Source organism: Taklimakanibacter deserti, from assembly GCA_003574785.1.
On record QORU01000009.1, the window covers coordinates 240,905 to 255,734 of the forward strand.

The following is a 14,830-nucleotide window of genomic DNA, read 5'->3' on the forward strand; positions in this document are numbered from 1 at the left end:
GGGGTGCTCCCAGGTTCCAGCGACTGGCAAAAAACCATGATCCGGCATCATGTTGAGCCGGGCGAGGAGTTGTGTTGAATGAGCGTTACACGGCGTGGCGTGCTGAACACGCTGCAAGGGCTGGCGATACTGGGCGTCGCTGCCAGAACGGGTCTCCTGGAAGCAGCGGCTCAGACCGTTGAGCTTTTCGCCAAGGCGGAACCCTTCAGCGACGATTACGTGCTGGAACTGGCGCGGGCGCGCGCCAAGAAGCCTTTCGTCGAAGAAAAGATCGCGATGCCGTCCGGCCTCGACAATCTTACCTATGATCAGTATCGCGACATCCGCTTCAACCCGGAGAAGTCGATCTGGAAGGGACAGCCGCATGGCTTCTCCTTCGACCTGTTTCATTCGGGCTTCTATTACACATCGCCGGTCGACATCTTCGTCGTCAACGACGGCGAGCAGGCGAAGCTCAACTATGTGCCCGATCTCTTCACCTTCGGTCCGCTGGTGGCGAAGCCCAAGGGCGATATGGATCTCCACTATGCCGGCTTCAGGCTGCGCTACCCGATCAACAGCAAGGACTACAATGACGAGTTCTGCGTGTTCCAGGGGGCGTCCTATTTCCGCGCCATAGGCAAGGGTCATCTCTACGGTCTTTCGGCGCGCGGTCTTGCGATCGACACCGGCCAGCCCAATGGCGAGGAGTTTCCGTTCTTCCGCTCCTTCTGGATCCGCACGCCGACACCCGATGCGGTCTCGATCGTGGTGTGGGCGCTGCTCGACAGCCCGTCGGCCACGGGCGCCTACCGCTTCACCATCAAGCCCGGCCAGGCGACGCAGATGGATGTCGAGATGACCATCTTCCCGCGCCGCGACATCGAGCATGTCGGCATAGCGCCGCTCACCAGCATGTTTCTCTTCGATGCGATGGATCGTACCGCCTTCGATGACTACCGGCCGGCGGTGTGCGATACAGACGGGCTGATGATGCTGACGGGTGCGGGCGAATATCTGTGGCGGGCTCTCGCCAATCCGAAGACGCTGCAAGTCTCGGCCTTCGTCGACAACAGCCCCGGCGGCTTCGGCCTGATGCAGCGCAAGCGGCGCTATGACGATTTCCTCGATCTCGAAGCCAAATATGAGAAACGGCCGAGCCTGTGGGTAGAACCGATCGGCGATTGGGGCCAAGGCGCGGTCGAGCTCTATGAGATCCCTTCGCAGCGCGAGATCAACGACAATATCGCGGTCTTCTGGCAGCCCAAGCAGAGGCCGGCCAAGGACAGCTCGGTCTCCTTCGTCTACCGGCTCTATTGGTGCGACGAATGGCCTCTCGACCGCAAGGACTTCAAGGCGATGGCGAGATTCTCCGGCGGCGGTCTCAATTTCGACCAGAATAAACGCCTCTATGTCATCGATTTCGAGGGCGGCTCATTGACCGGCGACGTCGTCGCCGATGTGACGGCGAGCCAGGGTACGATCAGCAATGTGGTCACTCAGCCCAATCCGCAAAGCGGCGGCGTCAGATTGTCTTTCGAGATCGATGTCGGAAATGCTGAAATGTCCGAGCTCCGGGCCGTGCTCAAGCGCGGCCAGGACAGGGTAAGCGAGACATGGCTCTATCGGTGGACAAAATCGTAGATATCGTACCAGCAAAGGACGATATTCTGCCGCCGGAATCCCGGCTCGAGATGCCCGTCCAGGATCTCGAACATTGGCCCTCGGGGCGGCCCCATTCCGCCGGTCGCTCGCATCCCTCGATCCATCTGTGCCGTTGGTTCGTGTTCTCGGCGACGCTCGCTCTGACCGGCCTCGGCACCTATGAAATCTACCAGGTGATCAGCCCGGCCGACATCACCTGGCTTCAGGTCATCTTCGCGGCGCTCTTCGCCATAACCTTCGCCTGGATCTCCTTCGCCTGCGCCAGCGCCGTCCTCGGCTTCCTGTGCCTCAGACGGCAGCGCTATGTGCTCGCCGATCAGGACAAGATCGGGCGCACCGCGCTCCTCATGCCGGTCTATCATGAGGATCCCGAAACCGTCGCAGAAGCGCTGGCGCGCATGGGCCGCGCCATCGCGGCGGAGAAAGCCAACGACAAGTTCGACATCTTCGTCTTGAGTGACAGCCGCGAGCCCGCCCATATCCGTGGGGAAGCGCAGGTCTTCGGCAAATTGCGCCACGACCTCGGCGACCTGATCCAGCTCTATTACCGAAGGCGCGTCGAAAATCATCACAAGAAGGCCGGCAATATCGCCGATTTCGTCACCCGCTGGGGCGGCGCCTATGACTATATGATCGTGCTCGATGCCGACAGCATGATGGCCGGGTCGACGCTCGTCACGCTGGCGCGCGCCATGGCGGCCGACGACAAGGCGGGCATCATCCAGAGCCTGCCGATGCTGCACAACCGCTGGACGCTCTATGCGCGCATGCAGCAATTCGCCGGCCGCGTCTATGGACCGATCGTCGCCAACGGCCTTGCCGCCTGGCATGGGCGCGACGGCAATTACTGGGGACACAACGCGATCATCCGCGTCAAGGCCTTCGCCGAGGCCGCGGGCCTGCCCGAGCTCCACGGGCGCAAGCCGTTCGGCGGCCACATCATGAGCCATGATTTCGTCGAGGCGGCGCTCATAAGGCGCGCCGGCTGGGCCGTCTATATGCTGCCCGGGCTCGGCGGCTCCTATGAGGAGACCCCGCCCAATCTCATCGAGCTCGCGGCGCGTGACCGCCGCTGGAGCCAGGGCAACCTGCAGCATATGAAGCTTTTGCGCGTCAAAGGCCTGCATTGGGTGAGCCGCATCCATTTCCTGCAGGGCATCATGTCGTATCTGGCTTCGCCGCTGTGGCTGTTCTTGCTGCTCACCGGCCTCGTGCTCTCGACCGTCGCCAAATACACCGAGCCCAATTATTTTCCGGAAGGCTTCACGCTCTTCCCCGCCTGGCCGGTCTTCGACCCCGAGCGCGCTCTAAGGCTGTTCACCTTGACCATGGCGGTCCTGTTCGTGCCGAAGATCCTCGGCATCCTGGCGGCGATCATCGACCCGGTGCTCAGGCGCGGCTGCGGCGGCGTCAGCGGCCTCATCAAGAGCCTGTTCGCCGAATCGCTGCTCTCGGCACTGCTCTCGCCGATCATGATGCTCATCCAATCGGGTTTCGTGCTCGATGTGTTTCTCGGCCGCGACTCCGGCTGGAAGGCGCAGAAGCGCACCGAGGAGGCGCCGCCGTTCAACGAGCTTCTCTACAAGCATGCCTGGCACATCGTGGCCGGCGTTCTCATCGGCGTGCTGGCCTTCCTGATCACGACCAAGACCTTCCTGTGGTTGTCGCCGATCGTGCTCGGTCTCGGCCTGTCGGCGGTCGTCTCCTGGTGGACGGGCCTCGTCTCTTCGGGCGAACGCGCCTGGCGCTGGAACGTGTTCCGCATCCCGGAAGAGGCTGAGCCGATCTTCGGCGATCAGAACGGCGCCAATCCTAAGGAACGTCTCGCGGCAGCGGAGTGATATTGCCCTCGGCATCGATCGCCAGGCTGCGATGGCGGGAGAGCCGGCGATAGTCCGCCTCGCCGACCGCGACGATCGGGCAGCCGCGCCCGTAAAGTGTTTCCGCCACCATCGCGCCGACCGCCAGATTGATGTCGGGCTTCACCAGGATGACGGCGGCGGGCGCTGTGCCGAGCCTGATGGCCTCGGCCATGCCGCCGGGGGCGGTGCCGGAGCCCCGCGTCTCGCGCATCATGAGGATGGTGCCGGAAAGGCTTTTGCCCTTCTGCGGATGATGAACGTCGATGATCCGGCCCGAGCGCGGATCGAAGGCGCCCCAGAAGCTCAAGGGCGCATCGAGCGCCAAGACATCGCCCTGGGCAGCACCCTTGTTGAGAATGCGCGTCGTCATGCGAGGCCATTGCTCCACAGTTGCGGATCGCGCCAGACCTCGCCCTTGACGGCGCTCTCGACGCATTCGGCAAGGCTGCCGAAGGCGACTTCGACGCCGAGCATGCCGGGCGCGTAATAGGCCCATTTGGCGGCATTGGTCATGATGCGGCCGCGGCATTGGCGCACCGCGGGCGAGTAATAAGTGCAGGTGTCGGCGATGACCGTGGCGCCGAATCTCTCGAGCTCCGCGATCCATCCCTTTGCCGCGGCGCCATCGCGGACATAGCGGCTGGTCGAGACATAGAAGGCGAGGCCGGGCTTGATCCTGCGGCCCGTGACGAGCGGCACCAGCCGCTCGAATTCGCTCAGCGAGAAATGCGGCGTGCCGAGCGCCACCATGTCGAGCGGGCCGTCCTGCGCCGTCGTCAGATCCTGGCGCGCCTCCAGGAGCAGTTCAGGCGTGAGGTCGATGACCCGCTCGGGCACGCTGTCGCCGAAAGCTTCTCCTTCCGTTTTCGCCTCGGGCGTCACGCCTATGGCATGCCACAATTCGACGCCGCCCGCCGCCGCGGCCGCGGCCGACAAGGCCTTCAGCCCGTCCGGCGTCTGTTGCGGCGGCAGCCCCGAGATGACCGGGATGCGCTGCCCTGCGAGCTTGCCGGCCTGATGGCCCAGCAGATGATAGAAGATATTCTCGTTCTTCCACGTCTCGGGGATATCCTCGGTGCGGATGAGGATGTCGCCGCGGCGCTCCTTGTCCCGATGCAGGCCGGCCTTGGGCGCCTTGCCGATGAGCGCGCAGGCGACGTCGAGATAGTCGCCATATTTATTGGTGCGGGCGCCGATGACGGAATTGTAGAAGGAGACCGCATTGGATTCGCCGGCCACGATGTGATCGCCGAATTTCGGCCCGCCAGGAAGCTGATAGGGCGCGCAGGTCCAGACCGGCTTGCAGCCGAGCTGCTCATAGAGCTGCATCAACCTGCGCGCGCCCTTGACCATTTCCGGATCGCTCGCCTCGGGGCGGATGTCGGGATTGGCAAGGCTCACCACGCCGTTGTTCGTCCAGGCGGGGACGGCGAGCCTGGCGCCGTGATCGACGAGAAATTGCGCGAAATCGACATGTGCCTGGCCGCTATAGAAGCAGGCATCGATATGGGCGAAGCTCACCGGCACGAGGGAGCGGGCGCCAAGAATTTCGGCGGCGCGCAACACCAGCCGCATGGCGAGCTGCATCGCGGGGCCGTGGGCGCCGTCGAGAAAGGCGCGTTCCTTGTCGTCGAGCGAGATCATGCGATTTTTTCCGCGCGCGCCATTTTGTTCAAGGTCACATAGTCGATCTTGCCGGTGCCGAGGAGCGGCATGGTCTCCAGGGGCATGATGATGCGCGGGATCATGAGCTCCATCGCGCCCTCGGCCTTCATCCCTTCGGCAATCCGGCTGCGGTCGAGCTTGGGGTCGGTGGTGAAGAGCACGAGCTGCTCGCCCTTCTTCGGATCGGGAACGGCGACAACCGCATGGACGTGGTCCGGGAAAGCCTGCTGCAGCTTGATCTCGACGGCGGCGAGCGAGACCATTTCGCCGGCGATCTTGGAGAAGCGCTTGGCCCGCCCCAGAATGGTGACGAAGCCCTTGTCGTCGATCTTCACGATGTCGCCGGTGTCATACCAGCCGTCTTCCGGCGGCTCGATCTTGCCCGGCGTTTCGGCGCGCAGATAGCCCATCATGATATTGGGACCCTTGACGACGAGGCGGCCGCCTTCTTCGATGCCTTCGACCGGATCGAGACGATGCTCGATGCCGTCGAGCAGGCGGCCGACCGTTCCGGCGCGATAGTAGATGGGCGTGTTGACCGCCAGCACCGGCGAGCATTCGGTGACGCCATAGCCTTCGAGAATGCGCAGGCCGAACTTGTCCATCCAGGTCTGGCGCGTCTCCGGCCGCACCCGCTCCGCTCCCGCCACGACGAAACGCACCGCATAGAAATCATATGGATGGGCATTGCGGGCGTAGCCGGTGAGGAAGGTGTCGGTGCCGAAGAGGATCGTCGCATTGATGTCATAGGCCATCTCGGGGATGATCTTATAATGGAGCGGCGAGGGATAGAGGAAAGTCCTGACCCCTGCGAGCACCGGCAGGAACGTGCCCGCATTGAGGCCGAAAGTGTGGAACATCGGCATGGCGTTGAAGACGATGTCCTTGGGCGTGAAATCGATGCGCGCCGCCGCCTGATGGCGGTTGGCCTGGAGATTGTGATGCGAGAGGACGACGCCCTTAGGCGTTCCCTCCGAGCCCGAGGTGAAGAGGATAACGGCGGGCGCATGCGCATCGTCATTGTAGCCGAGCCGAGCCAGAGCGGCTTTCGGGAAATACCCGGCGATGAGCCCATAGAGCTTGTCGACGATGCCGATTTTCTCGCGCACATCCTCGATCCAGATGATCCGCGCTTCCTTCTCGAGGAGCGCCACGTCGTCGGCAAAATTGCCGGCCTCGACGAAACGGCGCGAGGTGATGATGGTTTTCACTTCCGCCGTCCGGCAGGCGGCGATCATGTTGTTGATGCCGGTCGAATAATTGAGCAGCGCCGGCACGCGGCCCGAGGCGTGGAGGCCGAAGAGGGTCACGAAGCAGCCGGCGGCGGTCGGCAACAGCACGCCGACGGCCTTCTCGCCCGGGGTCGCTTGCGCGAGGCGGCGGCCGAGGATGAAGCTTCCCAGCACGATGCGGCCATAGGTCAAGGGCGTGCGCTGGATGTCCTCGAGGATCTGATGGTTGCGGCCGTGAATATGGCGCGCGCTCAGCAGCGATTTGAACAAGGTCTCATCGACGAAGCTGGTGCGGAACATCATGTTGGTCATGATGTCGTAGAGCCTGGCGGCGAGATATTCGCGCAACTCGGCGCTCTTGAGATGGGCCGGCGCTTCGGGCTTGACCGGGGGCAGGAAGGTCAGGGTGATCTTGGGAAACCAGCGCAGCCTGAGCTTGCCCTTCATCAGCGAGAAGGGCGTGTACAGCGCGCCGTCGATGCGGATGGGCAGGATTTTGGCATCGGCGAGATGGGCGATGACGCCCGGCCCCTCATAGACCTTCATCAGCGAGCCGGTGCGGGTGATGCGGCCTTCCGGGAAGATGACGACCTTGCGGCCGCGCTTCAGGCCGTTGGCCAGGGTCTTGAGCGCCATCGGATTGGCGGGATCGATCGGCAGCAGATCGAAAAGGTGGAAGGCGGGCTTGACCCACCAGCGGTTGGCGATGTGGGTGTTGATGGCGAAATGGCAGCGCTCGGGCAGGAAGGCCGAGATCAGCGGCCCGTCGAGGAAGGAGGTGTGATTGGCGATGATCAGTACCTTGCGGCCGGCTTTGATGAAATTCTCGAAGCCTTTGACCTCGACGCGATAGAAGAGGCGGAAAAGCCGGCGCGCCACATAGGCGGCGAGCTCCTGCGGCAAGAGCTGGCAGATCCACAGGGCGGCGACGGCATTGGCAAGGCCTACCACCAGGAACAGGCCGCGCACCGAAAGGCCGGCGCCGAGAAGAATGACGGAAATGATCGTCGCCGCCGTCATGAAGATGGCGTTGATGATGTTGTTGGCGGCGATGACGCGCGCGCGCTTTAGCGGCGACGAGCGCTGCTGAACCAAGGCATAGAGCGGCACGGCAAAGAGACCCGCGCAAAAGGCGATCAGGCCGAGATCGATCAGCACACGCCAGCCGGAGAAGCTGGTGAGGATGTCGGCGGGGCCGAGGAGGGTGCTCGAGTCGCTCGTCCGCAGGCTGCTGGTGGCGAAAAAGAGGTCGATGATGAAGAACGTGATCAGGATCGAGGCGACCGGCACATATTTGACCGACACGTCGCCCTTGAGCAGGCGGTTGGTGACGATGGAGCCGAGGCCGATCGCGACCGTGAAGGCGGCGATGATGAGGCTCGCCACCGTCTCGTTGGCGCCGAGCTCGGTCTGGGAGAAGAGCGGGATCTGGGTAAGGAAGACGACGCCCAAGAACCAGAACCAGGAAATGCCGAGTATGGCGAGAAAGACGTCATGGCGCTCGCGCGCGATGCCGATCATGCGCCAGGTCTCGGCCACGATATTGGGATTGATCCTGAGATCGGGCTGGGGCGGCGGCGCTGCCGGAATCTGGCGGGCGCTCATATAGGCGACGAGGGCAAGCCCGATCATCACGACGCTCACCGCATGGCGGCCCATCTCGGACTGGATGGCGAAGCTGCCGAACAGTGTGCCGAGCAGGATCGACAGGAAAGTGCCCATCTCGATGAGGCCGTTGCCGCCGAGAAGCTCGTGGCGCTCGAGATGCTGCGGCAGGATCGAATATTTGATCGGGCCGAAGAAAGCCGACTGGATGCCGGTCAGGAGCACGATCGAGAGCTGCAGCCAGACCAGGTCGGTGAACAGGCTGAAAGAGGCGAGCGCCACGATCGCGATCTCGATGAGCTTGATGCGGCGCGCCAGCATCGCCTTGTCGAACTTGTCGGCGATCTGGCCGGCGGTCGCCGAGAAAACGAAGAAAGGCAGGATCAGGAGGCCGGCGGAAACAGTGTTGAGGAGGGGCGCATTGAAGCCGAGCCTTGGTCCCAGGTCGTAGATGAGCAGGATCGAGAGCGCATAGCGGAAGGCATTGTCATTGAAGGCGCCGATCGCCTGGGTGACGAAAAGCGGCCAGAAGCGCCGGGTAGCCAGCAGTGCGAATTGGTTGGGATGGCCATTGTCCATCGTGGCGCCGGTTCCTTCCGAATCAAAGGCGAAGTGCGTCTTCTATATGTTTCAGCGTATCCTGGTGGCGATTGCAAACCCGCTCTGCGCCGGCCTCGGCCAAACGGCGGCCTTTCGCCTGATCGCGCGAAAAGCCGATGAAATGGACGCCATGGGCGAGACCCGCGTCGACATCGTTAAGATTGTCGCCAATAAAGACGATGCGCTGGCGCGGCAAGCCCGAGGCGGCGATGGCGCGGGCAAGGATCTCGCGCTTGGCGCCGCCGCCATCGGCGCCGAAGGCATGGCTCTGGACCGGCGTCCATAATTGGCAGGCGGCAAGGCGCAGCTGTGCGGCCTCGAGAAGATTGGCCGTAGCGATACCGAGCTTCGCACGTCCGCCCAGACGCCCGAGGAGCCAGGCGGCGCCTTCGACCGCCGAAGGCGTGAGCCGTTTGAGATCGATGTCGCTTGCCAGATGGTTGAGATAGGCGGTGACGATCGCCTGATGCTCGCCACGCGACGGCTTGCGGCCGAAATGCTTGCCGAGGATCTCGGTGATGATGTTCTCGTCATTGCGGATCAGGTAGCTGTCCCAGTCGCGCGACAGGCCTTCAAGACCATGGAGCTTGGTGAAAGCCCAGAAAAAAGCGTCCTCTTCCGGAGGCGTCAGCTCGAGCAGGACGCCGTCGACATCGAAGATGACTGCCGCGTCAACCATTCAGCATGCGCGGCGTCATTTCGATCAAGGTCGGGCCGTCAGCCTTGAGGGCGCGACCGATCGCTTGGGCGAGGCCCTTGAGCGACTCCGGTTTCTCGGCGCCGCAGCGATAGGCCTTGGCGAGCGCCTGGAAGTCGGGATTGACCAAAGTGACGGCGTTGGGCTGGATGCCCTTGTTCACCATGTCGTCGCGGATCTGGCCCAGCGCGTCGTTGTTCCACATCAAGATGACAAGCGGCAATTTGTGCTCGGCCGCGGTGCCGAGCTCGTTGATCGTGTATTGGATGCCGTAATCGCCGATCATCACCGCGACCGGCTTGTCGGGGCAGCCGAATTTGGCGCCGATGCCGGCGGGAAGCGCGAAGCCCAGCGTGCCGAAGCCGACCGGGTGGAGCCAGCTCCGCGGCTCGAAAACCGGGAAGATCTCGTTGGCGGCATAGGCGATCTGCGTCATGTCGGAGGCGATCACCGTCTCGGGCGGCAGCGCGTCGCGGATGACGGCAAGCACCTTGCGCAGAACTTTCCGCAATTCGCTGTCTTCCGCCGCTTCGGCCGCGAGCGTCGCGGCAATGGACTTCTCGGCCGCCTTGCGGCGCCCCGAATGATCAGCGGCGGACAGGCTCCGCGCGATGGCCTCGAGCGCTTCCGCGGCATCGGCGAGGATGGCGATGTCGGCCGCATGCGGGCGCGCCAGCGTCATCGGGTCGAGGTCGATGCGGATGAGGCCCTGATCGAGGATGAAGCCCGAATCCCAGAAATCGGTCTCGGACAGTTCCGAGCCGGCGCACAGAACCACATCGGCCTCGCGCAGAAGCTTCTGGCCCGAGGGCTGCGCCAGGCGGTAGCCGAGGCACAAAGGATGAGTGCCCGGAACGGCACCCTTGCCGGCGGTCGTGGTGATGATCGGCGCCCCCAGCTTCTCGGCAATGGCAAGTGCTGCCTTGCCGGCACCGAGCGCACCGCCGCCCAAGAGGATCACCGGCGACTTCGCCTTGGCGAGGCGCTCCGCCGCTTCTTTGATCTGGTCGGCCGGGGCCTGCGGCAGTTTCGGGGTCCTGTGGGTGGTCCAGCCCTTGCCTGCCGGGACCTTGAGGAGGTCGAGCGGCAGCTCGAGATAGGCCGGGCGCGGGCGCATGGAAGCGAAGGCCGAAAAGGCGCGGGCCACGCCGTCGCGCACGTCCTGGGGCGTATAGGCGCGCACCGCGAGATTGGTGATGGTCGCCGCGGCGCCGAGCTGGTTCTGCATCTCATGCAAGCGACCGCGGCCTTGCGCGCTGTCGGCGATGTCGAGGGCGGAGGAGATGCAGAGCACCGGGCTCGAATCGGACCAGGCCTGACCCAATGGCGTCATGATATTGGTGAGGCCGGGGCCGGTGATGGTGAAGCACACGCCGGGCTTGCCGGAAGCGCGGGCATAGCCGTCGGCCATGAAGCCCGCACCCTGCTCGTGGCGCACCAGCACATGCTTGATCTTCGAGCGTGGCAGCGCGCGATACATCTCCACATTGTGGACGCCCGGGATACCGAAGATGGTGTCGGTGCCGTAAGATTCGAGCAGGCCGACAAGAGCTTCGCCGGTCGAGTGTTCAGCGCGGGACATTTCAACTTCTCCGATTACGTCGTCAGGCCGCTTTGGTTCGGGCCTCGGGCTTGTTCACGGCATGGCATGCCACAAGGCTCGCCTCATGCGCAAGGAGTTGGGGACGTTCAATCGGGCAGAGATCGAAGGCGAGCGGACAACGCGGATTGAAGGCGCAGCCGGTCGGCGGGTTGAGGGGCGAGGGCAGCTCGCCCTTGAGCACGATGCGCTCGCGCTTGCGCTCGGGATCCGCCATCGGCGTCGCCGAGAGCAGAGCGCGGGTATAGGGATGCTGCGGATTGTTGAAGATGTTGTCGCGCGTGCCGTATTCGACGACGCGGCCGAGATACATCACCATCACGTCATTGGCGATGTGACGCACCACCGAGAGGTCGTGGCTGATGAAGAGATAGGCGAGATTGAGCCGCTCCTGGATGTCGGCGAGAAGGTTCAGCACCTGCGCCTGGATCGACACGTCGAGCGCCGAGACCGGCTCGTCGAGGACGAGGATGTCGGGATCGAGCATGAGGGCGCGGGCGATGGCGATGCGCTGGCGCTGGCCGCCCGAGAACATGTGCGGATAGCGTTCATAATGCTCGGGACGCAGGCCGACATTGGCCATCATGGCGCGCGCTCTTTCGGTGCGCTCCTTGGCCGGGAGCGAGGTATTGACGAGCAAGGGCTCTTCCAGCGTGTGGCCGATCTTCTGGCGCGGATTGAGCGAGCCGTATGGGTTCTGGAAGACGATCTGCACCTTCGAGCGCAGGCTGCGCAGCGTCTGGGGTGAAGCGCCGACGATCTCGTTGCCCGATATCTGCAGCGAGCCCGAGGTCGGCGTCTCGATCATGGTGACGAGGCGGGCGAGGGTGGATTTGCCGCAACCCGATTCACCGACGACGGCGAGCGTCTGGCCGCGCTTGACGGTGAAGCTCGTACCGTCGAGCGCCTTGAGCGTCGCCGATTCGCGGAAGGCGCCGCGCGAGACCTCGTAATAGCGGGCGAGATCGCGGGCAATGACGACGGTTTCATCGCTCATGCGGCCTTCTCCTTGCCGGGATGGCCGAGCGCCACGCCGTTCTTCAGGGGATAGTGGCAAAGGGCGTCGCCCAGCTCCTTCTGCTGCGGCGGGACCTCGGTGCGGCACAGATCGGTGGCGAAGGTGCAGCGCGGCGAGAACAGGCAGCCTATCGGACGGTCGAACTGGCCGGGCACGACGCCGGGGATCGACGGCAGGCGCTTCATATGGGCGCGCTCGGGCAGAGCGGCGAGAAGGGCCGCCGTATAGGGATGGTGCGGATCGCGGAACAGGCCCCTGACCGGCTGCTCCTCGACCTTCTGGCCGGCATATTGCACCGACACGCGCTCGGCGGTCTCGGCGACGACGCCCATGGAATGGGTGATGAGAACGAGCCCCATGCCGGTGTCGCGCTGCACCTTGAGGAGCAGGTCGAGGATCTGCGCCTGGATCGTCACATCGAGCGCGGTGGTCGGCTCATCGGCGATCAGGAGCTTGGGGTTGCAGGCGATCGCCATGGCGATCATCACGCGCTGGTTCATGCCGCCCGACAATTGATGCGGGAAGGAATTGAGCCGGGTTTCAGGCGCTGGGATGCCAACCAGACGCAAAAGCTCGATGGCACGTTCGCGGCGCTTGGCCCTGTCCATGTTGAGATGGGTCTTCAGCGCCTCGGTGAGCTGATAGCCGACCTTGAAGCAGGGATTGAGGCTCGACATCGGCTCCTGGAAGATCATGGCGATGTCCTTGCCGATGATCTGGCGGCGCTCGCGCTTGCTCATGGCCAGAAGCTCGCGGCCTGCGAACTGCATGCGGTCGGCAGTCACTTTCGCCGCCCAGGGCAGAAGCCCCATCACCGCCAGCATGGACACCGACTTGCCGGAACCCGATTCACCGACAATGGCGAGGACCTCGCGCGAGTCGACCTTGAGCGAGACGCCGTCCACGGCACGGAACCAGCCGCTGGCGGTCTTGAATTCGACAGTGAGGTTCTGGATGTCGAGGAGGGACATGATCGCGCTTTCTCAACTCTTCTTGAGGCGGGGATCGAGCGCGTCGCGCAGGCCGTCGCCCATGAGATTGATGGCGAGAACCGTGATCAAGATGGCGATGCCGGGCAATGCCATGACCCAGGGATGGGACGTGATGAGGTCGCGGGAATCGGCGAGCATGGTGCCCCATTCGGGGGTCGGCGGTTGTGCGCCGAGGCCAAGGAAGCCGAGGCCTGCCGCCTCGAGAATGGCGTCGGATACGCCCAAGGCCGCCTGCACGATGAGCGGCGGCAGGCAATTGGGCAGAACCGTCACGAGCATCAGCCGCAACGGGCCGACGCCTGAGACCTTGGCCGCGGTGACATAATCTTTCGACAGCTCGGTCAAGGCGGAAGCGCGCACCAGGCGCACATAGCGCGGCAAATACACGACGGTCACCGCGATGATCGTGTTGGTGAGGTTGGGGCCGATGATGGCGACGATGAGGATGGCGAGCACCAGGCTCGGGATCGACATGATCAGATCCATGATGCGCAGGATGATCACATCGACGAAGCCGCCGAACCAGGCGGAGGCCAATCCCAGGACGACGCCCACGAACATCGAGACCACCATCACCGACAGGCCGATGAACAAAGAGATGCGGCTGCCATACATCAGGCGGGAAAGCATGTCGCGGCCGAGCGCGTCGGTGCCGAGCGGATAGGTCCAGGTGCCTCCCTCGGCCCAAACGGGGGGCAATTTGGTGAAGCCGCGGAACTGCTCGAAGGGATCATGCGGCGCCAGCACATTGGCGAAGATCGCGATGAAGATGACGATCGAGACGACGGCGAGGCCCAAGACGGCGCCACGGTTCTCGCGGAAGGAACGCCAGAAGCTGAGAAGCGGGCTCGGCGGGCTTTGCGGGCGCTGAGCGGCCGAAGGCAAGGTCACGTCAACGGGCATGGCGAATCCTCGGATTGATGAGACCATAGGTGAGATCGACGAGCAGGTTGACCACGATGACGATGCTCGAGATCAGCATGATGCCGCCTTGCAGCGCCGGATAATCACGCCGGCCGATCGATTCGATGAGCCACTTGCCGACACCCGGCCAGGAGAAGATCGTCTCGGTGAGGACGGCGCCCGCGAGCAGCCCGCCGACCGAGAGGCCAATCACGGTAACGACAGGAATCAGCGCATTGCGCAAGGCATGGATGCCGATGACGCGCGAGGTGGGCAGGCCTTTGGCGCGGGCTGTGCGCACATAGTCCTCTTCCAGGACTTCGAGCATCGACGAGCGCGTCATGCGCGCGATGATGGCGAGCGGGATGGTGCCGAGCACGATGGTCGGCAAGATGAGATGCCGCACCGCATCCATGAAGGCGCCGCTCTTGCCCGAAAGCAGGCTGTCGATGAGCATGAAGCCGGTGACTTGCGGGTAATAGTATTTGATGAGGTCGACGCGGCCCGACACCGGAGTGAGGTGCAAAGTGTTCGACATGATGAGAATGAGGATGAGGCCCCACCAGAAGATCGGCATGGAATAGCCGGTAAGGGCCAAACCCATCAAAGTCTGGTCGTAGATGCCGCCACGGCGCGAGGCGGCGATGACGCCGGCCGGAATGCCGATGAGGATGGCGAAGAGAAGCGCGCAGAAGGACAGCTCGACCGTGGCCGGAAAGAGGGTCAGGAATTCCTCGAATACCGGCTTCTTGGTGATGATCGAGACGCCGAAATCGCCATGCAAGAGGCCCCAGACATAGTCCAGGAACTGCTTCCAGATCGGCTGGTCGAGACCCATCTCATGACGCAATTCGGCCAAGCGCTCGGGCGAAATCCCGCGCTCACCGCGCCGTACCTCGATCGGATCGCCCGGCACGAGGCGGATCATCATGAACGTAACGAACATCAGCGCCAGGAAAGTCGGCACCGTCAGCGCCAGTCGGCGCAAAAGAAATCGAAACATGGCTTCTGG

11 protein-coding genes are annotated in these 14,830 nt (G+C 63.6%); 2 read left to right on the forward strand and 9 right to left on the reverse strand.

Going from position 1 to position 14,830, the window contains the following annotated elements:
- Positions 1-78: 78 nt before the first annotated feature.
- Both DS839_RS20370 and mdoH read left to right on the forward strand, forming a co-directional pair.
- Positions 79-1,623: an OpgD/OpgG family glucan biosynthesis protein gene (locus DS839_RS20370; protein WP_119272295.1), complete on the forward strand. Its 1,545-nt coding sequence runs from the start codon at positions 79-81 to the stop codon at positions 1,621-1,623.
- Positions 1,608-3,485, forward strand: a complete 1,878-nt coding sequence (gene mdoH / locus DS839_RS20375) for a glucans biosynthesis glucosyltransferase MdoH (protein WP_162918688.1) — start codon at positions 1,608-1,610, stop codon at positions 3,483-3,485. The genes DS839_RS20370 and mdoH overlap by 16 nt, the downstream gene beginning before the upstream one ends.
- Here mdoH and DS839_RS20380 read toward each other — a convergent pair.
- Genes DS839_RS20380 through DS839_RS20420 form a run of 9 tightly spaced genes read right to left on the reverse strand, consistent with a single transcriptional unit; the run spans position 3,457 to position 14,821 of the window.
- Positions 3,457-3,876 carry an aconitase X swivel domain-containing protein gene (locus tag DS839_RS20380; protein ID WP_119272297.1) on the reverse strand — a complete coding sequence of 140 codons (420 nt, stop codon included), beginning with the start codon at positions 3,874-3,876 and terminating at the stop codon, positions 3,457-3,459. The genes mdoH and DS839_RS20380 overlap by 29 nt on opposite strands.
- Positions 3,873-5,150, reverse strand: coding sequence for an aconitase X (locus DS839_RS20385; protein ID WP_119272298.1), 1,278 nt, complete (start codon positions 5,148-5,150; stop codon positions 3,873-3,875). Before DS839_RS20385 ends, DS839_RS20380 begins: the two co-directional genes overlap by 4 nt.
- Positions 5,147-8,587 (reverse strand): acyl-[ACP]--phospholipid O-acyltransferase, encoded by a 3,441-nt coding sequence (locus DS839_RS20390; protein ID WP_368911767.1) that lies wholly within the window; start codon positions 8,585-8,587, stop codon positions 5,147-5,149. Before DS839_RS20390 ends, DS839_RS20385 begins: the two co-directional genes overlap by 4 nt.
- Positions 8,588-8,609: 22 nt before the next feature.
- On the reverse strand, positions 8,610-9,287 hold the full coding sequence (locus DS839_RS20395) for an HAD family hydrolase (protein WP_119272299.1): 678 nt from the start codon (positions 9,285-9,287) through the stop codon (positions 8,610-8,612).
- Positions 9,280-10,887, reverse strand: a complete 1,608-nt coding sequence (locus DS839_RS20400; protein WP_119272300.1) for a 5-guanidino-2-oxopentanoate decarboxylase — start codon at positions 10,885-10,887, stop codon at positions 9,280-9,282. Before DS839_RS20400 ends, DS839_RS20395 begins: the two co-directional genes overlap by 8 nt.
- 22 nt (positions 10,888-10,909) lie before the next feature.
- The gene (locus DS839_RS20405; RefSeq protein WP_119272301.1) at positions 10,910-11,902 is read right to left on the reverse strand and encodes a peptide ABC transporter ATP-binding protein; all 993 of its coding nucleotides are present in this window, start codon (positions 11,900-11,902) and stop codon (positions 10,910-10,912) included.
- Positions 11,899-12,894, reverse strand: coding sequence for an ABC transporter ATP-binding protein (locus tag DS839_RS20410; protein WP_119272302.1), 996 nt, complete (start codon positions 12,892-12,894; stop codon positions 11,899-11,901). Before DS839_RS20410 ends, DS839_RS20405 begins: the two co-directional genes overlap by 4 nt.
- A gap of 12 nt (positions 12,895-12,906) precedes the next feature.
- The gene (locus DS839_RS20415) at positions 12,907-13,818 is read right to left on the reverse strand and encodes an ABC transporter permease subunit (RefSeq protein ID WP_368911768.1); all 912 of its coding nucleotides are present in this window, start codon (positions 13,816-13,818) and stop codon (positions 12,907-12,909) included.
- A complete protein-coding gene (locus tag DS839_RS20420) occupies positions 13,808-14,821 on the reverse strand; it encodes an ABC transporter permease subunit (RefSeq protein ID WP_119272304.1) in 1,014 nt (337 codons plus the stop codon). Before DS839_RS20420 ends, DS839_RS20415 begins: the two co-directional genes overlap by 11 nt.
- Positions 14,822-14,830 lie beyond the last annotated feature (9 nt).